Here is a 20,190-nt window from a genome sequence, read left to right as displayed (position 1 = left end):
TTGTTAGTTATCTTTTGGAGAGAGTGAACAACGACGGGTCAAAATTTACATTCCACTCTACCACCGACTGTTTTGAGTATAGACATAAAACCGTGCTTCATAGCTCGCTAAAGATATTTTTTGAGTGTTGTGATGTTGCTCAAAGTGTTGAATGTTATGGGTTTTGTTGTTTTATTATGCATTACAATGACTTATAAAAAATAAGGTTATAATTTGCCTTTCTAATGTCAGCAAATTATAAGAGCGTGGTCTAATATGTATTGTGTATGTAAATGAGATGTTGTTTTGGACAGGTTGATATTGGAATTGCTTATAAGAAAGCGTTGGTTTAGCAGTGATCTGACTTGAGAGTCGTCATGTTTATTCCATTTTCTTTCTAGTAAATTTTAGATACAGCCGCCTAGTTCTCACTGTCTTTCAATAATATTTAAGTTTAGGAATCGCAGCCTATGTGTTCTTCTTTGACAAAAATAACTCAAGCGTTGACGTTGATTACAGCCAACTTTCTTCTGGTTTCGTCAGTGCAAGCATCCGCTCCAGAATTAATCGAGCGTTTGGAATGTGAGGCATGCCATGGACCGGGTGGGGTATCGACAAATACCAATATTCCTTCTATTGCGGGCTTACCGGAATTTAATTTTATTGATCAAATGCTGCAGTATGGCGAAGGGCGACCTGCTGATACCGTTAAGCATGTTTATGGTGATACGAGCAAAAGTGGTGACATGGCGACTATTGTGAAATCGCTTTCCGAAGAAGAAGTGGAAGAGTTAGCTGCACACTATTCACAGCTTGCGTTTGTTCGTGCGAAACAGGACTTCGATCAGTCACTGGCTGATAAAGGGAAAATGATTCACGAGAAAAATTGCGACAGCTGTCATGTGGATGGAGGCAGCGATCCGATGGATGAAACCTCGATTCTGGCAGGCCAGCAAAAAGGCTACTTGCTAACCACGCTCAAGCAGTTTCATAGCGGTGCACGTTCTGTAGATAAGAAAATGGATAGCGCTGTTAAAGGGTTAAGTGAAGACGATTTGGTTGCACTGTCTGAATATTACGCGAGTTTCCAATAAATCAATCACTGGCAAGGTGGAGCAAACTATATGGGATGGTGGAGTCGACCTAATAAAAAATGGATGCTCGGCATCCCGCTTGGTGGTGTAGTCGCGTTTATCTTAGGCGTGGGCGCACTAGGCGCTTACCATGGCGTTATGAATTATTCCAACACCAACGACTTCTGTTTCGGATGCCACATTGGGATGGATACGATCGTGGAGGAATATCAAGCGTCAATACATTACAACAACTCAAAAGGTGTGATTGCCGCGACATGCAGTGACTGTCATGTTCCGAGAGAGTTTATTCCCAAAATGATCGTTAAAATCACCGCGACAGCGGATATCTTCCATAAATTGAAAGGCGATATTACGCTGGAAAACTTTGAGTCAGAACACCGGCCAAGGCTTGCGGCAATCGTAACGGAGGAGTTTGTCGCCAATAAGTCCAAGCAATGTAAATACTGTCACCAGGTTGATCGCATGGACTTCGAAGCGCAAGGTCGTACGACGGCTCGTCGACACCAAATGATGGAATCACGAGATCAATCGTGTATCGATTGTCATGCTGGTATAGCGCACAAGTTACCAGAGGATGAGCCAGAAGAAGTCGAAGAAGAAATGGTTGAAACCACCGCTATGGTTAATTGATTCTTCTTAAAGTTCTGATAAGTATAAAGTATGGCTGCCTAGTGGTCTGAGTTTTCTTCCGCTTGGTTAGCCATCGCTTTCACCATGCCATTAAATATGAACAGGTGGGCTGGCATCATGGCAAACCAGTAAAGCAGCCCCAGAAAACCTTGCGGATGCCACCATGCCGTTATGTCCAGCTCTCGCACATCTCCTTCATCTTTTATACTGATTTCCAAGCGCCCAAGCCCGGGACCTTTCATGCCAAAAAACAGAGATAAGAATTGGTTTTCTTCACACCGGATGACTTTCCAAGAGTCAATGAAGTCGCCCACTTTGAGTTCGGGGCCGGGAGGGGAGACTCGAACGGGTTTCCCGCCACCAAAAAAGATATCCAGCCATTCACGGGTTCGCCAAAGAATATTTGCAAAGTAGTATCCTTTCTCTCGGCTACCAATTTTCTGCGCAACTTTCCACAACGCCTCAGCAGATGCTTTGGTTTTTATGCTGGCTCCTGCTTGCTTAGGAAAGTAGCCATATCCTGGTTGCCAGCGTTTTAGTGCCGCTGGCTCAAATCCCCAAACATTGCTACGTACAAACGTTCCCTCGTGTGCAATTGCCTCTGTTACCGATTGTTCATAACTGATCATTTCTTGTGGAAACCGAGTCTCAATCGCGACCGAATCCGCGATGTAATCGTGTTCTAATCCGGCGAGTAGTGCCTTGCCAATACTTGATGGAACGGAAGTAATGAGCCCGAGCCAGTGGGACGCCATTTTAGGGGTAAGCAGTGGGGTAGACCACAACCGGTATGGCTTATTCGTCACTTGGCATATAACGCGAAATTGCTTTCGGTAGCTTAATGTATCTGGCCCTCCCACTTCGTAGATCTTACTTTCCTCCGGTGGTGGTTCTGCTGCAAGGGAGAGTAAGTAATGATTCAGATTAGGCAGAGCTATCGGGTTGGCTTTAGAGTCCACCCATTTTGGTGTGACTAAAACAGGCAGGTTGTAAACGAAGTCACGCATTATTTCAAAAGCCGCAGAACCCGGGCCGATAATCACACCAGCGCGCAATTCTGTGACCGGAACTCCGGACTGGCGAATGATTTTTCCGGTTGCTTTTCGCGCGGCTAAATGGCGCGAATTTCCCGTTTGGGGCTGAATTGCACTGAGATAAATAACGTGTTTAACGCGACTTTTTTCTAAGGCGAACTTAAAATTCAGTGCAAGGTTGAGCTCGTATTCGACAAAGTCATCTCCCTGAGCCATTCCGTGCACCAAAAAAAAGACCAAATCAAAGTCATTCACAATAGATAATGTTGCCTCAGCGTCGGCTAAATCCAGGTATTTCAGCGTCAGGTTTGGATGAGGGCGCGATCTTGATTCTAAATAATCGATATGTCGCGCCGCTGCTGTGACGCTGTAACCTTTATCTAGTAAAAGAGGGAGAAGTTGAGAGCCTATGTATCCAGACGCGCCAAGTACCAACACCTTTTTCATTCTTTGTCCTTTTTTTGTTGGTGGAATTATCACCACTAGGTATAATCATGAGACACTTTTCCATTTCTTTCAATAAGTTGTCGTTGGAGTGCTCGTGTCTTTTTTTTCTCAGCTTTTAATTCACGCCGATAAGGCATTTTTACGTCGTTTGTTCGCGATAGCGCTTCCAATCACTCTTCAAAGCATTATGTTTTCCAGCCGCAGCCTGGTCGATGTATTAATGCTCGGCCAGCTTGGTGAGGCTGAAATTGCCGCCGTTGGGGTGGCCGCCCGAGCTACGTTTGTCACGACAATTATGTTGGTGGGTGTCACGACTGGTGGAGCTTTGTTAACCGCTCAATATTGGGGGGCTGGGGACAAAGCGGGCGTAAGGGAGAGTACATCTCTTACCTGGGTGATATCAATGGTGTTTGCTGCAATGGCCGTTTTCCTGTTTGTGGTCTTTCCTGATCCAATCATGAGCTTAACCACTGACTCACAGCAGGTTATTGATCTGGGGGCAAACTATTTGGTGGCGTCTTCAGCCAGTATGTTTGCTGTTGCCTGTGTTGCCAGTATGGCCGTTGGTTTGCGAGCGATGCATCAACCGGGCTTAAGCACATTCTTTAGTGGTATTGGTATCGTCTCGAACGTGTTCCTGAACTGGGTGTTGATTTTCGGTCACTTGGGTTTTCCTGCACTTGGTATTACCGGGGCTGCAATCGCGACTGTTATCAGCGGTGCCATCGAAGTGGGCTGTCTATTCGGGTATTTATGGGCTAAGAAACATATTCTTGCGTTTGGATGGAATGACATCCGAGCGGGATTAGTATTTGAAAAAATTACGCGCTTTCTTAGTTTGTCATTGCCAACGACGTTTAACTTTCTGGCATGGGCTGGTGGACTATTTGTTTATCATGCGATTATGGGACAAGCGGGCGTCCAGGGCTTGGCGGCTCTCTCAGTCATGACCCCCGTTGAATCCATAGCGTTGGCAATGATGATCGGTTTGTCGAACGCTGCTGCCGTTTTGGTTGGCAATCAGTTAGGCGCGAAGAATTTTGAACCCGTTTACTACCAAGCCTGGGCAACACTGATTTTGAATCTGATCATTGCCGTGGTGGTTGCCATATTACTGTTGGTTTCAAACCAGTGGATATTGAATGCGTTCAGCGCTTTGACGCCAGAAACGCGTCAGTTATCAGAGCAATTTATGCTGATTCTGGCCATTGGTGTGATACTGCGTTCCATTCCTATGATGGTCATTGTCGGTGTTCTTCGCGCGGGCGGCGATGTTAAATTCTGCCTGTATCAGGACTTAATAGCACAGTGGGTTATTGGTATCCCTCTTGCTGCCTTCGCTGCTATTTACCTTGGTTGGGAACCGCAATGGGTGTATTTACTCTTTTTGACCGAGGAAGTGGTTAAGTGGGCGATTTCCTTACCACGAGTGAGAAGTAAAAAGTGGATGAAAAACCTAATTGGTAGCTAACCATACAAATGGAGAAAATCGATTATTAGTGATAGGAATTTGCTTTTAATTTCAACAAAAATAGTTTGAGAAGGTGAATCGAGTTGCATTTGCGGTTTGATAATGTGATCTAGTATTCAAAATACTTCCTACTGGTCCGATTTTAGTGTAGATTCTTATCCCAATTTTAAATACCTGTTGAGCGGCTATATTAATGTTAAGACTGTCAGACCTATGTAAAGGCTATGTAGATGGGGGAGAGTTTCACCCAGTTTTACAAGGGGCAGAATTAACATTACAACGCGGTGAGCAAGTCGCTCTGATGGGTGAGAGTGGTTCAGGCAAAAGTACCTTACTTAATTTGATTGCTGGTCTGGATACGGTGGATTCCGGAGAAATTCAGTTTGTCGGTTTTTCGATGCATGATGCTCCGGAGCATTTGAGAACACTCTATCGCAGAAATAACATCGGCAATATTTTCCAGCAATTTAACCTCCTTCCGACGCTAAACATTGCGGATAACATTCGTTTTTGTCGCCAGTTAAAAGGCTTGCCGGAAGATCAAGGTTTGTGGCGCCAGATTCTCTCCGCTCTTGATTTGATGCCACTTCTTGGCCGTTATCCTGAAGAAGTCTCTGGTGGTCAGCAACAACGCGCTGCGATTGCACGAGCTCTTTACATGGAACCGCAAATTCTCTTGGCCGATGAGCCAACCGGAAGCTTGGATGAACGAAATGCCGAAGCGGTGATGCGTTTATTAACCACGCTTGCGCGCCAACTGAATTGTACATTGTTGTTGGTGACTCACAGTGAGAAGGTCGCTGACCATATGGAAGGTAAAATCCGACTGCAAGGGGGGCAACTGCATGTTATGGCCCGTAGTTAAGGCACTACTCGGTCATTACCGTCGTTACCCACTGCAAATTATTCTCGTCTGGTTAGGTTTAACTTTAGGCGTATCTCTTCTGGTTGGTGTTACTTCGATTAACCAGCATGCAAAACAGAGCTATACAACGGGTGAGAGACTTTTCTCTAATCCGTTGCCTTACCGAATTAGTACCAAGCACTCCGCTAATAAAGTTCCTCAGGGTTTTTATATCCAGCTGCGCCGCGCAGGCTTCAATCAATGTGCCCCGTTTGATGTGATCCATTTAGACGCTAAGTCAGACATGAATCTGATGTTGGTCGGTATTGATCCTGTCGCGATGATTCCTCTTCAGCAAGGAAAGTCATTAGGGGAAATGCCGATTCTGTCCATAATGAAGCCTCCTTATCCAATTCTGATCAGTCAGGACTTGGCTTCTTACATGGAATGGCAAGATGGTGACTTTATTGAGATGAACGATGGCAGCCGTCTGGGCCCGCTTCAAGTCGACCAGAATAGTCTGCTTTCCGGTACTAGGCTGATTACTGATATTTCTTTACTACGCATGTTGAAACGCAGCTCGGGCTTGTCTTCGATTTTGTGTGGTGAAATGTCAGAAGAAAAGCTGTCGGCACTGAAAAAAATGCTACCCAATGGCATGACGCTGACTCATAACACGCGCAACGAATTGGAGTCTTTGACTAAAGCGTTTCATATGAACTTAACGGCAATGGGAATGCTGTCGTTTTTAGTCGGACTGTTTATCTTTTATCAAGCCATGTCTCTGTCTCTGATTCAGCGACAACGCTTAGTAGGGATATTACGCCAAGCGGGTGTAAGCGGAACTCAACTTGCGCAAGCTTTATTACTTGAACTGTCTATTCTTGTGACGGTTGCTTGGGCATGTGGCAACTTTTTGGGGGTAATACTCGCAAATGAGCTTATCCCAACGGTGTCGACAAGTTTAAGTGATTTGTATGACGCTAACGTCGGTTTGTCTATCGGTTGGTCATGGAAGTCAAGCATATACAGCTTAGTCATGTCAGCGATGGGTGCGCTAATTTCCTGTTTATGGCCGTTAATACGTCTACTTAAATCACAACCAATTCGCTTATCGTCTCGTCTTTCTTTGATGCGTTTTGCTGGTCGAGAGTTCTCTTGGCAAGCGTTGGCTGCATGTGCTTTTTGTGTTGCTGCGGTCGCCGTGTATCAAGCACCAAAAACACAGGAGATTGGATTCACTATTGTCGCGCTGATGATGTTAAGTGTTGCCCTCGTTATGCCATTTATCATGTGGCATCTATTTCAGAGTTTTTCTTACTCACTGCGTTGGGTGCGAGTCCGGTGGTTCTTCGCAGATGCTGCGGCTAGTATGAGTTACCGCGGAGTCGCAAGCATGGCATTCATGCTTGCACTTGCTGCAAACATTGGCGTTGAAACCATGGTCGGTAGTTTTAGAGATACCACCGACAAATGGCTTAACCAACGTTTGGCTGCGGACATTTATATTTACCCGAATAACAATAATGCGGCACGCATGAGTGGCTGGTTACAGCAGCAACCTGAAGTGAAGTCTGTGTGGTGGCGTTGGGAAAAAGATCTACCTACGGATAAGGGCGTTCTGCAGGTTGTGAGCACAGGTGCTTCTGAAGGGGAACTCGAATCTCTAACGGTTAAGCTGGGTGTGCCTAGCTACTGGTATCAGTTACATCATGGCAAAAGTATCATGGTTAGTGAGTCGATGGCGTTAAAGCTCGACATTCGACCTGGTGATGTGATTGATCTACACGCTCCGCTTGGTGACGGGTGGCAAGTTGCGGGTGTCTATTATGATTACGGTAACCCCTATAACCAAGTAATGATGTCTCACCGAAGTTGGCTCTATGCTTTTGCAGGTACGGGGAACGTGGGGCTTGGCGTCGTTCTTGAAGACAACGTCAATGGTGAAGGACTGAAAAACCGATTAGAAAATGTGTTCCGCTTATCTCAGGATCGCATTTTTGATGATAGTAATATTTATAACCAAGCAATGCGTGTTTTTGATCATACGTTTGCTATCGCGGGTACGCTGGGCAACATTACGCTTATCATCGCTGTTTTCGGCTTGTTCTTTGCGACCCTGGCAGGTGAACTCTCTCGGCAGAGACACTTCTCACTCCTCAGGTGTATGGGCGTGTCCGGTAAAGAGCTTGTTTTACTCGGTGGCTTACAGCTCTTCGCGTTCGGAGCGATATCGGCGCTCATCGCCGTGCCTCTGGGCTTAGCGCTGGCTCATGTAATTGTGGACATTATTATCAGACAATCTTTTGGCTGGTCACTGGAGTTACAGACGATCCCTTGGGAATACGCCAAGACGATCGCTTGGGCAATGCTGGCTATCATGGCGGCAGGTGCCTTGCCTGTTATTAGAATGATCAAAAGTACACCAATGAAGTCATTGAGGGATGCGTTGTAGTGGTAAAAAAGAACTCCAAAAAGCGCTTCTTAGCAGCAGTATTGTCTATTGTGGCAGTGGTTGTACTGCTAGGCTCTCTATACTTGCCGTTTTGGTCGGAAGACACGGTTACTCAGGAGAGTGATATTAACTCGATACTGACCAGAGAGAATAACACTATCTTTGAGCCAGTTTTGCCTGATGAATATGTTTCGCTGCCAGCCGATTTTAAGTTTCATCCCAAATACCAGCACGAATGGTGGAATTACTTCGCTAAGTTGCAAGATAAGAACGGCGGGGTTTATAACGTTCAGTGGAGTTACTTTAGAGTAGCGACAGATGAACGTGAAACCAGAGGCTGGCAAAATCCTCAGCTATATATCTCACACATCGTCATTAGCCATGGTTCTCAGGTGTGGAAAGAGCAACGTGTTGCGCGAGGTGGCATAGGCCAGGCTGGGATGCAGAATCATCCATTTAGCTTATGGATTGACAATTGGAACTGGCGCTCTCTTGGCACAACGCCTTTCCCTGGCAAACTTATTGTTGCGACGGATGATTTCAGCGTTGACCTTAACACACAGACGAACGGCCCATTTGTCGTCAATGGCGATAGAGGCTTTCAGGTCAAGCATGCTTTGCAGTCGGTTGCCTCGTTTAGCTTTAGTGCCCCTTTTCTTAATGTGAAAGGCAGTTTGAATATTGATGGTCAACGGATCCCAGTATCTGGCACGGCCTGGACTCAAAAAGAGTGGGGCAGTGGTTTGATAGGAGAAGGGCAACAAGGTTGGGACTGGTTCACATTCAACTTAGATGATGGCAGAGCGCTGACGGTCAGCAGGTATCGTCATCACGGTCAAATGCCTCATATATTCGGCACCTTATCAACACGTTCAGGTAAAGTGATCAATCTGTCAGAGAAAGATATCACGATTCAACCGATACAAGTGACCAGCTTGTCTAACGGAAAACGGTTGCCATTACAATGGGTTATCAATGTGCCAGAATACGACATTGACCTGACGACACGTGTCGTTAACACCAATATGTGGCTCCCTTTTGTTATCCCATATTGGGAAGGTCCTACGTTAGCATCGGGCTCTAACGAGGCTTGGGGATTTATGCAATTAACTGGCTACTAGTTGTTTGCTAACTACCATTCGGTTTTTATTTAAATAGCCACCCTTGAGGTGGCTTTTTTGTTCCTGTAGCTTGATAGAGATAGGATAATTCTCAGTGTTTATCATAAGTATTTTAATCATGTTATGCTGAATTATGAGTAATACTGATTAATAAATAGCAAAGAAGCGATATGCAATTGGTCGTAACGTCTACAAAGTTATTGTTGGAAAATACGATATGTTGCAAATCAAACATCGGAAATAACGAAGTTTATACTCTGAACAAGCGATTATTCTAAAGTTTCTTACAGCTATAAACTCAGATCATTCTTTGTCGATCGTTTATGAAGATAATAAATATAAGGGTTAATGTATGAACGATGCTATTCGTGACTTTTTCAAAATGGAATCCGCAGGAGGCATTCTTCTCGTGATTGCAGCGGCGATCGCGATGACCATTGCAAACACACCTCTGGGCGAAACTTATCAATCTTTTCTGCATACTTATGTTTTAGGTATGTCCGTATCTCACTGGATCAATGACGGCCTAATGGCGGTGTTTTTCCTATTAATTGGTCTTGAGGTTAAACGAGAGTTACTTGAAGGTGCACTGAAATCAAAAGAAACAGCGATCTTCCCTGCGATTGCAGCGGTTGGTGGTATGTTGGCACCCGCTCTTATTTATGTCGCATTTAATGCGAGTGACGCTGAAGCGGTTTCTGGCTGGGCAATCCCAGCGGCAACAGATATCGCATTTGCATTGGGTATCATGGCGCTTCTGGGTAAACGTGTCCCGGTAAGCCTGAAAGTATTCCTGCTGGCTCTGGCTATCATTGATGACTTAGGTGTTGTGGTTATCATCGCGCTGTTCTACACGGGCGATCTATCGACAATGGCTTTGCTAGTTGGTTTTGCCATGACTGGTTTACTGTTCTTGTTGAACGCTAAGAAGGTGACCAAACTAACACCATATATGATTGTGGGTGCCATCCTTTGGTTTGCTGTTCTTAAATCGGGTGTTCACGCGACGCTTGCTGGTGTGGTGATCGGTTTTGCTATCCCACTTCAAGGTAAGCCGGGCGAGCATTCACCGCTGAAACACATGGAGCATGCTCTTCACCCATACGTGGCGTTTGGTATTCTTCCGCTGTTTGCGTTTGCAAACGCTGGTATTTCGTTAGAAGGCGTATCTTTATCTGGCTTAACTTCAATGTTGCCATTAGGTATCGCGCTTGGTTTGTTGGTTGGTAAGCCTCTGGGTATTTTCACCTTCAGCTGGGCGGCAGTGAAGCTAGGTGTGGCGAAGCTGCCAGAAGGTATCGGCTTCAAACATATTTTCGCGGTGTCTGTGCTTTGTGGTATTGGTTTTACGATGTCTATCTTTATCTCGTCACTTGCATTCGGCAATGTGAGTCCGGAGTTCGATACTTACGCACGACTAGGTATTTTGATGGGGTCAACAACTGCAGCGATAATCGGTTACGTGTTGCTTCACCTGTCTTTACCAAAAAAGGCACAAGTGTAAAAACTTAAACCAATGAAAAGCCTCCCAAAAGGGAGGCTTTTTTATGCCTGTCATCTTTTAGGTAGAGCTAAGAAAAATGTTCCAGACGAAAAAAAGCCCAGTCGAAAATTTGACTGGGCGGATACAAACATAGGAGTTAATAAGAAAAAAGCAGCAACGTAACAATCAGATGGAAAAGTTTGACGGCCAGTGAAACTTAAAATGCCCTAGTTGTTACATATATTCAGACCGAGCTTTCCCAAAACAGTTCCATTTTTTTGGAAAATATTTTCCTAAAACATGCCGTTTTTTGATGTGTCAATTTAAGTCATTGTATCTGCGGGTAATATCACCATAAGTTTATCGCCAGTAATCCAAGGAGCTGCTTGAGTTCAACCATGCGGATTTTAACCGCACTAAAATTACGATGTTTAAAATTTATCTTGGTTAAACGTTGAACATTTTTATTGAAAGAATAAGTTTTGAAAATGTGATGTTAATCGTTTGTTAATCTCTCTGTTCGCGGTATATTTTAAACAGTTGTTTAATACGAGTGATTAAAATGGCCCCAAGAACTTCAACAAAAGAAAAAATACTCAATGTCGCAGAAGGGTTGTTTGCAGAGTATGGGTTCAATGATACATCACTGAGAACCATTACTGGCAGAGCGAATGTAAACCTTGCATCAGTCAACTACCATTTTGGCGATAAAAAGACGCTGGTTAGGGCGGTTTTAGACCGATACCTAGAAGCACTGATGCCGAGTATCAAGACCTCTCTAGTCGAACTGAACACGCGCGATAATTACACGATGGAAGAAGTGTTTGAATCGCTGAGATTGCCTCTAGCTACACTTAATGAAGTAAGACCAAATGGTACAGCGTTGTTTATGCTATTGCTGGGCCGCGGTTATACGGATGTGCAGGGACATTTACGTTGGTTCATCACCACTCGTTACGACGAAGTATTGAAGTTATTTACTACCTCTATCATGAAAGCGAACCCAGAGCTAACGGAAGAGCTACTATTCTGGCGATTACATTTCACGCTCGGAACGTGCGTTTTCACGATGGCATCTAGTCAAGCGCTACTAGAGCTTTCAGAAAGTAAATTCGATCAAGAAGTCGATATTAAGTCTGTAGTCGATTTGTTAATTCCTTACTTGTCAGCAGGAATGTCAGCGAAGTAAATGACTCGAACAAGTAAGCTGTTAGTTAAACCAATAATAAATTATGCCGTAAGGTGACGTGAACAAAAGGATCTGAACAATGAGCTCTCTACGAAGAAAATGGATTAGTGACCCAGCATTTAAAATGTTTAAAAAAGTACTACCTCCGTTGTCCAGCACTGAAAAAGAAGCAATGGAAGCAGGTAGTGTTTGGTGGGATGCAGAGCTATTTTCCGGCAAACCAAACTTTAAAACGCTGCACCAATACCCAACTCCGAAGTTAACAGCAGAAGAGCAGTCCTTTATGGACAATGAGCTCGTAACGCTACTCGATATGCTTGACGATCAAAAGATCGTAAAAGAAGACCGAGACTTATCTCCAGAAGTGTGGGAATTCTTACGTAAAGAGCGTTTTTTCTCTCTGATTATCTCTAAAGAATATGGCGGTCGCGAGTTTTCTTCACATGCTAACTCTACGATTGTTTCGAGCATTGCGACTCGAAGCATCAGTGCGGCTGTATCGGTAATGGTTCCAAACTCATTGGGTCCAGGTGAGCTTCTTTCTCACTATGGTACACAAGAGCAAAAAGATTACTGGTTGCCTCGTCTTGCTGACGGTACTGATATTCCATGTTTCGCGCTAACAGGCCCAGAAGCCGGTTCTGATGCGGGCGGTATCCCAGATCAAGGCGTTGTTTGTTACGGTAAGCATAACGGTGAAGAAGTGCTGGGTATTCGCCTGAGCTGGAACAAGCGCTACATTACACTAGCGCCTGTAGCGACGGTTTTAGGTCTCGCATTTAAACTTCAGGATCCTGACGGCCTACTTGGTGACAAGAAAGATGTGGGTATCACATGTGCACTGATTCCTGCCGACCACGAAGGTGTTGAAATCGGTGAGCGTCACGATCCACTTGGTTCTGCATTCATGAATGGTCCAACCCGTGGTGAAGATGTCTTTATTCCAATGGATTGGTTAATTGGTGGCGCGGATTACGCAGGTAAAGGCTGGCGTATGCTGGTTGAATGTTTGTCGGCTGGTCGCGGTATTTCACTCCCAGCGCTTGGTGCCGCTATCGGACACCTAACAACCAGAACAACGGGTGCTTATGCATACGTTCGTAAACAGTTTGGTATGTCTATCGGTAAATTTGAGGGTGTCGCAGAAGCAATGGGTCGCATTGGTGGTTTAACTTACCTTCTAGAAGCGACGCGCACACTGACAACTACTTCGCTAGACATGAAAGAAAAGCCGGGTATCGTCACTGCTATTGCTAAATATCATATGACTGAGATAGCACGTACGCTTCTTAATGACTCGTTCGATATTCACGCTGGCCGCGCAATCCAAGATGGCCCGATGAACTACCTGGCGAAGCATTACGTGGGTATTCCAGTTGCGATTACCGTAGAAGGTGCAAACATTCTGACACGTAACTTGATGATCTTTGGCCAAGGTGCGACTCGTTGTCATCCATACGTATTAAAAGAGATGGAAGCAGCAGCAAACCCAGATGCAGAGCAAGGTGCGAAAGAGTTTGATGATCTGCTGTTCAAACACATTAAGCATGCGACAGGCAACACATTTGGCGCATTGGGTGCCGCACTAACAGGTTCTCGCTTTATCAAAGCGGAAATGAGCGGTCCAACTAAGAAGTACTACAAAGACATCACGCGTCTAAGCCGAGATCTTGCTGTAAGTGCAGACTTCGCTATGTTGACTCTGGGTGGCGATCTGAAGCGTAAAGAGATGATCTCTGCACGTTTAGGTGATGGCTTAAGCTTCTTGTACATGGCATCAGCAGCACTTAAGAAATACGAAGATGAAGGCCGTCAGCAAGGCGATCTAGACTTCGTTCACTACGCAGTTCAGCACTGTTTGTACAATGCGGCTAAGTCACTAAACGAAGCTTATACTAACTTCCCTGTGAAATACGTTGGTGGAGTACTTAAGGGTCTGCTATTCCCATTGGGCAACCACTTCAACAAGCCTAGTGATGAGCTGAGCATGCGCATTGCAGAGGCTATGATGACGCCTGGGGTACAGCGTGATCGCTTGACGCATCTATGCTATGTAGGTAAAGCAGAAGATGATAATATCGGTTTGATGGAGAAAGCTTTCCTTGCGATGTACGATATCAAACCTTTAGAGCGTAAGCTTATCAAGGGCGTTAAAGATGGTAAGGTTGCTCGTAAAGGTCTGCTGAATGATCGTTTACAACAAGCTCTCGACGCTGACGTTTTAACTCAGGAAGAAGTTGATAAGATTAAAGCGGCAGACAAACTACGTTACAAAGCGATTCAAGTTGACCATTTCAGCCATGACTTTTCGGAACTTCGTACCGATGCGCCAAAAAAGTCACATCTGAACTCAGCCGCTTAACAAGCGAATAAAGATATCGAAAAAAGCACCTCTCGGAGGTGCTTTTTTGTTTCGCTCGTTTAAAAATTAGCAGTCTAGTGCTCCAACCACTTGCATTTTCGAAGCATTTTTACAGAAATTAGATGCGAACTCGAAGCGAAACTTTTATCCTTACAAGGTTTTTTAAAGGAAGTTGAATATGATCATCAAACCTAGAATTCGTGGATTTATCTGTACTACTACGCACCCTGTTGGTTGTGAAGCTAATGTAAAAGAACAAATTGCTTACACTAAAGCGCAAGGCCCAATTAAAAACGCTCCAAAACGCGTTCTTGTTGTGGGTGCATCAAGTGGCTACGGTCTATCTTCTCGTATCGCAGCGGCATTTGGTGGCGGTGCATCAACTATCGGTGTGTTCTTTGAAAAAGAAGGCACAGAGAAGAAGCCAGGCACTGCAGGTTTCTACAACGCTGCCGCTTTCGAAAAATTGGCGCGTGAAGAAGGCCTATACGCGAAAAGCCTGAACGGCGATGCTTTCTCAAACGAAGCAAAAGAGAAAACAATCGAGCTGATCAAGCAAGACCTTGGTCAGATTGATATGGTGGTTTACTCACTGGCGTCTCCAGTACGTAAATTGCCAGAAACAGGTGAACTGATTCGTTCATCTCTAAAGCCTATCGGTGAAACTTACACTTCGACAGCGGTTGATACCAACAAAGACGTTATCATCGAAGCGAGCGTTGAGCCTGCAACAGAAGAAGAGATCAAAGACACAGTAACCGTAATGGGCGGTGAAGACTGGGAACTTTGGATCAACGCACTTTCTGAAGCTGGTGTACTTGCAGAAGGTTGTAAGACAGTCGCATACAGTTACATCGGTACTGAGCTAACTTGGCCAATCTACTGGGATGGCGCACTAGGTAAAGCGAAAATGGACCTGGATCGCGCAGCAACAGCACTTAACGAGAAGCTAGCACAAACTGGTGGCAGCGCGAACGTTGCGGTTCTTAAATCTGTTGTAACTCAGGCAAGTTCTGCAATTCCTGTAATGCCGTTGTACATTGCAATGGTGTTCAAGAAGATGCGTGAAGAAGGCGTACACGAAGGCTGTATGGAACAAATCTACCGTATGTTCAGCCAGCGTCTATACAAAGAAGATGGCTCTGCGGCAGAAGTGGACGACATGAACCGTCTTCGTCTGGACGACTGGGAACTTCGTGAAGACATCCAGCAACACTGTCGTGACCTATGGCCACAAATTACGACTGAGAACCTAAAAGAGCTGACTGACTACGTTGAGTACAAAGAAGAGTTCTTGAAGCTATTCGGTTTTGGTGTTGACGGTGTGGATTACGAAGCAGACGTGAACCCAGCAGTAGAAGCAGATTTCATTCAAATCTAAAGGCTATTGTTTAGGTCGAACCTATTCCTGATATAGCAAATGGTTTTGATATAGTAAAAAGGCGCTCATTGAGCGCCTTTTTTATGTTTGAACGTTGATAAATCAACTCAATATGATGAGGATTGTACCCGCGAGCGTCATTAAAATGTTCGCTATTGCGTAAGTACCAGCGTAGCCCAATGCAGGAATAGTCGACTTCGCGTAGTCGTTTACCACGTCCATGGCTGGCGCACACGTACGGGCACCGATAATGGCACCAAAAAGCAATGCTCGGTTCATTTTAAGCACATAAGCCCCGACGAGATAAGCTAGTGCCACAGGAACCACACTAACAATAAAGGCGATACCAATGACTTTCGGGCCGACTTGTGTCAGGTGCTCAAACATTTTCCCACCAGCGCTGAGTCCAATGCCGACCATAAAGAACATCAAACCAAGGTCCTTAACCATGTTCAGTGCCCCTTGTGGGACGTAGCCAAAAGTCGGGTGGTTGGCACGTAAGAAGCCCAGGGTAATTCCGGAAAGTAACAAGCCTACTGCGTTACCTAAACTGAACGACACCTGGCCAAATGTCATCGTGATCAGACCAAACATAATGCCTAGGATGAAGAAGCTGCAAAATGCCAATAAGTCTGCCATTTGGCTGTGGATTGAGATGAAACCGATTTTTTCTGCCAGACCGTGTACTCGGCTTTTTTCGCCACTGACCTGAAGCACGTCACCTTTGGCAAGCACGATGTCTAAATCCATTGGCATTTCAATCTGTGCACGAACTACTCGGTTTAAGAAACAACCAAACTCCGACAAGTTAAGGTCAGACAAGCGTTTACCGGCAATCGCGTCACTTTTTACGACGATTTCTTCTTCCACAATGCGCAAATCGAGCAAGTTACGGTCAAAAACCTCTTTGCCGTTACGGAAACTTGAATCCAATCTAGCGTGGCTATCCGGGAAGCCAACAAGTGCAATCTCATCGCCTTCTTGGAGGATAGCGTCACCATCAGGGTGGGCGAGAATGCCATTGCGGCGAATTCGCTCAATGTAACAACCTGTTTGTCGGTAAATACCCAGTTCACGCAGGTTTTTACCATCTGTCCAGTCGATCAATTCAGGTCCAACACGATACGCCCGAATGATCGGAAGATAGACTTTTCTCTGCCCTGAGTTACCAAGCCCACGCTCTTGAGCAATTTGTTGCGCTGAATCAGACAGGTTTTGTTTCTGGAGTCTTGGTAGCAATTTGGCGAACATGATCATGCTTATTAAGCCGATCAGATAAGCCATTGCGTAGCCGACAGATAAGTTTTCTAAGACCAGAGCAAAGTCCATATTGCGTGGTATCGTCGCCAACCCTGAGTTAAGCGCGTCTTGTGCACCCACAAGTACAGGGGTTGCCGTTAATGCACCCGCCATCATACCTGCTGAAAGGCCAAAATCGAGTCCAAAATAATGGCTTAATCCATAAGTTAAACATACCGCTGAAACCAGTACGGTCATACTCAGAATGAAGTAGTGCTTCCCGTCTCTAAAAAAGATACCAAAGAAGTTAGGACCTGCTTCAATACCTACGCAGTAGATAAACAGCATAAAGCCAATAGTTAACGCTTCTGCATTAAAAGAGAAGCCTAAGTGGCCCATGATAAGCGAAGTGATGAGAACCCCGATGGAGTTACCTAGTTGTAAGTTACCAAATCGGATTTTTCCGAAGGCAAGGCCGATGGCTAATACGACGAAGATTAGGAGGATTGGGTTTTGTTCGAGAAGATATACGACGTCTATGTTCACTGTGTGGCTCGGTAAAGTGTGTGCCAAGAAAGATTAGAGTGGCGAATTGTAACTAAATATAGCAAAAAGATAAGTGAATTTTTTTATGTTTTTCCATTAGTTGACTTAGGGGAATAACTATATGAAAAATAATAAAAAAGCCGCACTGAGATGCGGCTTTTAAAAAACTGTACTTTTTTATTACGCTACGTCGAATAGACCTAGGTGCTCTTTCGCGTAAGCTTCAAACTCATCACAACCACCAATGTGCTCTTGGTCGATGAAAATTTGAGGAACAGTTGCAACTGGTTTGCCTACTGTTTTCTCAAGGTCTGCTTTAGAGATGCCTTCAGCATGAATGTCAACGTAACGGTAGTTAAAGTCATCACGTTTTGCTTTTAGCGTTTCTGCATGCTCTTTTGCACGAACACAGTAAGGACATGCTGGGCGACCGAAGATAACAACGAACATAATTTTAATTTCTCCTAAATCTATTCTTTTTTGAAAGCAGACAAAAACGCGTTGGTTAAGTGGCTCTCTTTCACTTGGCTAACTATGCCCGATCCAATTACGGAAATAAAGTAGCAATTGCCTGTTGGTTTTATAGGTGAAACCTATCGAACAAAAAATCCTCTCATAATGACTATGTGAACCAACGCATAAAAGCATATGTTTTATAAGGTTAATGATGGCAAGGTGGAATTGGTCAACTTTTTTTACTGCAAATCGTAGCAATCTATTGGGAGTGATTGTTTGTGGGAGGAAATGTATGTTTCAGTTCATGACTGCAACAAGGATTATTTTTGGTGAAGGCGCACTGCAGTCTTCGTTATCCATCATCAACCAATTCGGCTACAGCGTATTGCTAGTCACTGGTCGGGACACACAACGAGCAATACCAATTCTCAATTATCTTAAAGCGCAGGGTATGCGTTATCAGCACGTTGCGATTACTGGTGAGCCAAATATCACCATGGTGGAAGAGACCGCGATTCTGGGCCGAAAATTTAAGCCGGATATGGTTATCGCGATTGGCGGTGGCAGCGTCCTAGATATGGGGAAAGCGTTAGCCGCTATTATTCCAAATCATGGTGATGTTTATGACTATGTTGAAGTTGTGGGAAGAAATGTACCGTTAAAAGCAAAACCTCTCCATTTTATCGCCATTCCAACTACCGCAAGTACGGGGTCTGAAGTGACCCGAAACGCGGTATTAAAATCTGGACAGGATAAAGTCAAAGTCAGCCTGAGAAGTCCGGATATGCTCGCAGACGTCGCGATTGTTGATCCAACCTTAACTTACGATACCGATCCCTATACATCAGGGCGTGGTGCAATGGATGCGTTTACCCATTTGATGGAAGCCTATGTGTGTGGAGAACCCAATCCTTTAACAGATATGGTATGCGAAGAAGGCTTACGTCGGTTAAGTCGCTCAGTCATTGCTGGGTGTAAGCACAACGACCATAAAGCGCGATCAGATTTATCATTTGCAGCTTTGCTAGGCGGAATGGCTATCACGAATGCAAAACTTGGTGCGGCACATGGTCTGGCTGCCGCTCTGGGGGGCAAGCTTGATGCTCCTCATAGTGTGATAACCGCGCGTTTAGCGCCTCATGTTATGCAGGAGAACATCGACGCTGCAAAAAAAGCGGGTAGGACAGATGTGATTAATCGCTATAGAAAGCTGGCTCAGCTTGTTACAGGTCGTACTAATGCGAATGAACATGATGGCGTGCTTTGGGTGAAAATGGTGCTGGATAAGTTAGAGTTACCTTCACTTGGACAGTTTGGTGTGTGTCAGACTTCGTTTGAGCAGGTCGCGAGTGATGCGCTTAAGTCTGTTGCTATAAAGGGGAACCCGTTACCTTTAAATCAAGAACGCCTTATCTACATTCTTAAACAAGTCTGTGATTGTCGGGGTAATATCGACGTTGAAAGCGTGCCAAGAGTTGGCTCAGTCGAAGTATTGGAAACATCGAGAACAGATCTGACAAGCGTGGATGAGTAGAGCGCTTATCTGGATGTATGAAATAAAAAAGGGAGCTCACTAGCTCCCTTTATCACGATAATTAGTATTGGGTTAATTTATCGTAGCGACTGTCTTTCAGTGCGTCTTTCACTCGTTTGAGGTTTTCGCGGAAACCCGTACCTCGGCGAAGAGTAAAGCCAGTTGCCAACACATCGATCACGGTCATCTGTACAACGCGGCTTGCCATTGGCATGTATACGTCTGTATCTTCAGGGATATCGAGTGTGATCGCCAAAGAGCTTGCTTTTTCTAACGGAGAGTCTTTTGCTGTAATCGCAATAACGGTCGCGCCATTTTCACGAGCAAGGTTGGCAATTTCTACCTGGCTTTTCGTACGACCAGTATGAGAAATCAGCACAATCACGTCGTTATCACTGCAATTGATACAGCTCATGCGCTGCATGACGATGTCTTCAAAGCAAGTGATAGGAATATTGAAGCGAATAAACTTGTTTTGCGCGTCTCGGGCAACGGCAGATGATGCGCCTAAGCCAAAGAAAGAAATACGCTTCGCCTGAGTCAGCAAATCGACAGCACGATTAATTTGCATTGCGTCTAGGCTGTTTTTCGCTACGTCTAAGCACGCCATCGTAGATTCGAAGATCTTGTGCGTATACGCATCAGGACCGTCATCTTCTTCTACGTTTCGGTTTACGTAAGGAGTACCGTTAGCCAAGCTCTGTGCCAGGTGAAGTTTAAAATCTGGAAAGCCTTTTGTATCCAGGCGACGACAGAAGCGGTTTACAGTGGGTTCACTTACGTCGGCCATTTTAGCTAACGTGGCAATGCTCGAGTGAATAGCAGTTTGTGGAGACGCCATAATTACTTCTGCAACTTTGCGCTCAGATTTACTGAAATTCTCCAGATTTTTTTGAATTTTTTCTAATGTATTCATAGTGTT

General features: G+C 44.9%; 15 protein-coding genes. 11 read left to right on the top strand and 4 right to left on the bottom strand.

The genetic code is table 11. The features are described from left to right. Positions 1 to 449 precede the first annotated feature (449 nt). Positions 450 to 1,073, top strand: a complete 624-nt coding sequence (locus V1U08_RS08920; RefSeq protein ID WP_014231555.1) for a c-type cytochrome — start codon at positions 450 to 452, stop codon at positions 1,071 to 1,073. Positions 1,074 to 1,103: 30 nt separating this feature from the next. Next, complete coding sequence (locus tag V1U08_RS08915; RefSeq protein ID WP_041170211.1) at positions 1,104 to 1,706, top strand: NapC/NirT family cytochrome c; 603 nt, start codon at positions 1,104 to 1,106, stop codon at positions 1,704 to 1,706. Between the two features lie 38 nt (positions 1,707 to 1,744). On the opposite strand, the gene V1U08_RS08910 is transcribed toward V1U08_RS08915, so the two are convergent. Continuing rightward, entirely contained in the window at positions 1,745 to 3,187 is a 1,443-nt protein-coding gene (locus tag V1U08_RS08910) for a DUF2867 domain-containing protein (RefSeq protein ID WP_330470435.1), read from the bottom strand. A 94-nt stretch (positions 3,188 to 3,281) separates the two neighbouring features. Here V1U08_RS08910 and V1U08_RS08905 point away from each other — a divergent pair, with 94 nt between their 5' ends. The 8 genes from V1U08_RS08905 to fabV all read left to right on the top strand — a co-directional run bounded on the left by V1U08_RS08905 (position 3,282) and on the right by fabV (position 15,493). Then, entirely contained in the window at positions 3,282 to 4,658 is a 1,377-nt protein-coding gene (locus tag V1U08_RS08905; protein ID WP_239949136.1) for an MATE family efflux transporter, read from the top strand. Positions 4,659 to 4,851: 193 nt separating this feature from the next. Continuing rightward, positions 4,852 to 5,523, top strand: coding sequence for an ABC transporter ATP-binding protein (locus tag V1U08_RS08900; RefSeq protein WP_014231559.1), 672 nt, complete (start codon positions 4,852 to 4,854; stop codon positions 5,521 to 5,523). Next, positions 5,504 to 7,957 carry an ABC transporter permease gene (locus V1U08_RS08895; RefSeq protein ID WP_330470434.1) on the top strand — a complete coding sequence of 818 codons (2,454 nt, stop codon included), beginning with the start codon at positions 5,504 to 5,506 and terminating at the stop codon, positions 7,955 to 7,957. The genes V1U08_RS08900 and V1U08_RS08895 overlap by 20 nt, the downstream gene beginning before the upstream one ends. After that, on the top strand, positions 7,957 to 9,078 hold the full coding sequence (locus V1U08_RS08890; protein ID WP_330470433.1) for a lipocalin-like domain-containing protein: 1,122 nt from the start codon (positions 7,957 to 7,959) through the stop codon (positions 9,076 to 9,078). Before V1U08_RS08895 ends, V1U08_RS08890 begins: the two co-directional genes overlap by 1 nt. A gap of 352 nt (positions 9,079 to 9,430) precedes the next feature. After that, entirely contained in the window at positions 9,431 to 10,582 is a 1,152-nt protein-coding gene (gene nhaA / locus V1U08_RS08885) for a Na+/H+ antiporter NhaA (RefSeq protein ID WP_330470432.1), read from the top strand. 541 nt (positions 10,583 to 11,123) lie between these two features. Then, positions 11,124 to 11,750 (top strand): TetR/AcrR family transcriptional regulator, encoded by a 627-nt coding sequence (locus tag V1U08_RS08880; protein WP_014231563.1) that lies wholly within the window; start codon positions 11,124 to 11,126, stop codon positions 11,748 to 11,750. 79 nt (positions 11,751 to 11,829) lie between these two features. After that, entirely contained in the window at positions 11,830 to 14,112 is a 2,283-nt protein-coding gene (locus V1U08_RS08875) for an acyl-CoA dehydrogenase (protein ID WP_330470431.1), read from the top strand. 178 nt (positions 14,113 to 14,290) lie between these two features. Continuing rightward, complete coding sequence (gene fabV / locus V1U08_RS08870; RefSeq protein WP_014231565.1) at positions 14,291 to 15,493, top strand: enoyl-ACP reductase FabV; 1,203 nt, start codon at positions 14,291 to 14,293, stop codon at positions 15,491 to 15,493. Between the two features lie 102 nt (positions 15,494 to 15,595). Here the strand turns inward: fabV and V1U08_RS08865 are convergent, their stop codons facing one another. Together V1U08_RS08865 and V1U08_RS08860 are read right to left on the bottom strand one after the other, a co-directional pair. Then, entirely contained in the window at positions 15,596 to 17,278 is a 1,683-nt protein-coding gene (locus tag V1U08_RS08865; RefSeq protein WP_014231566.1) for an aspartate:alanine antiporter, read from the bottom strand. A 180-nt stretch (positions 17,279 to 17,458) separates the two neighbouring features. After that, positions 17,459 to 17,728, bottom strand: a complete 270-nt coding sequence (locus V1U08_RS08860) for a GrxA family glutaredoxin (protein ID WP_014231567.1) — start codon at positions 17,726 to 17,728, stop codon at positions 17,459 to 17,461. A gap of 298 nt (positions 17,729 to 18,026) precedes the next feature. On the opposite strand from V1U08_RS08860, the gene V1U08_RS08855 reads away from it, so the two are divergent. Next, entirely contained in the window at positions 18,027 to 19,268 is a 1,242-nt protein-coding gene (locus tag V1U08_RS08855; RefSeq protein ID WP_243976742.1) for an iron-containing alcohol dehydrogenase, read from the top strand. A 61-nt stretch (positions 19,269 to 19,329) separates the two neighbouring features. Here V1U08_RS08855 and V1U08_RS08850 read toward each other — a convergent pair whose 3' ends face one another. Further along, entirely contained in the window at positions 19,330 to 20,184 is an 855-nt protein-coding gene (locus tag V1U08_RS08850) for a MurR/RpiR family transcriptional regulator (RefSeq protein ID WP_014231569.1), read from the bottom strand. Between the last annotated feature and the right edge of the window lie 6 nt (positions 20,185 to 20,190).

Origin of the sequence: Vibrio sp. YYF0003 (assembly GCF_036350715.1) — a bacterium.
Lineage (GTDB): Bacteria > Pseudomonadota > Gammaproteobacteria > Enterobacterales > Vibrionaceae > Vibrio > Vibrio natriegens.
Note: the sequence above shows the minus strand (reverse complement) of the source record. Positions and strands in the feature narration are given on the sequence as shown.

What these genes read in the sequence shown, in the direction of transcription:
- V1U08_RS08920 (WP_014231555.1), top strand. Translation starts at nt 450, where the DNA reads ATGTGTTCTTCTTTGACAAAAATAACTCAAGCGTTGACGTTGATTACA.
- V1U08_RS08915 (WP_041170211.1), top strand. Translation starts at nt 1,104, where the DNA reads ATGGGATGGTGGAGTCGACCTAATAAAAAATGGATGCTCGGCATCCCG.
- V1U08_RS08910 (WP_330470435.1), bottom strand. Translation starts at nt 3,187, where the DNA reads ATGAAAAAGGTGTTGGTACTTGGCGCGTCTGGATACATAGGCTCTCAA.
- V1U08_RS08900 (WP_014231559.1), top strand. Translation starts at nt 4,852, where the DNA reads ATGTTAAGACTGTCAGACCTATGTAAAGGCTATGTAGATGGGGGAGAG.
- V1U08_RS08895 (WP_330470434.1), top strand. Translation starts at nt 5,504, where the DNA reads ATGTTATGGCCCGTAGTTAAGGCACTACTCGGTCATTACCGTCGTTAC.
- nhaA (WP_330470432.1), top strand. Translation starts at nt 9,431, where the DNA reads ATGAACGATGCTATTCGTGACTTTTTCAAAATGGAATCCGCAGGAGGC.
- V1U08_RS08880 (WP_014231563.1), top strand. Translation starts at nt 11,124, where the DNA reads ATGGCCCCAAGAACTTCAACAAAAGAAAAAATACTCAATGTCGCAGAA.
- V1U08_RS08875 (WP_330470431.1), top strand. Translation starts at nt 11,830, where the DNA reads ATGAGCTCTCTACGAAGAAAATGGATTAGTGACCCAGCATTTAAAATG.
- fabV (WP_014231565.1), top strand. Translation starts at nt 14,291, where the DNA reads ATGATCATCAAACCTAGAATTCGTGGATTTATCTGTACTACTACGCAC.
- V1U08_RS08860 (WP_014231567.1), bottom strand. Translation starts at nt 17,728, where the DNA reads ATGTTCGTTGTTATCTTCGGTCGCCCAGCATGTCCTTACTGTGTTCGT.
- V1U08_RS08855 (WP_243976742.1), top strand. Translation starts at nt 18,027, where the DNA reads ATGTTTCAGTTCATGACTGCAACAAGGATTATTTTTGGTGAAGGCGCA.
- V1U08_RS08850 (WP_014231569.1), bottom strand. Translation starts at nt 20,184, where the DNA reads ATGAATACATTAGAAAAAATTCAAAAAAATCTGGAGAATTTCAGTAAA.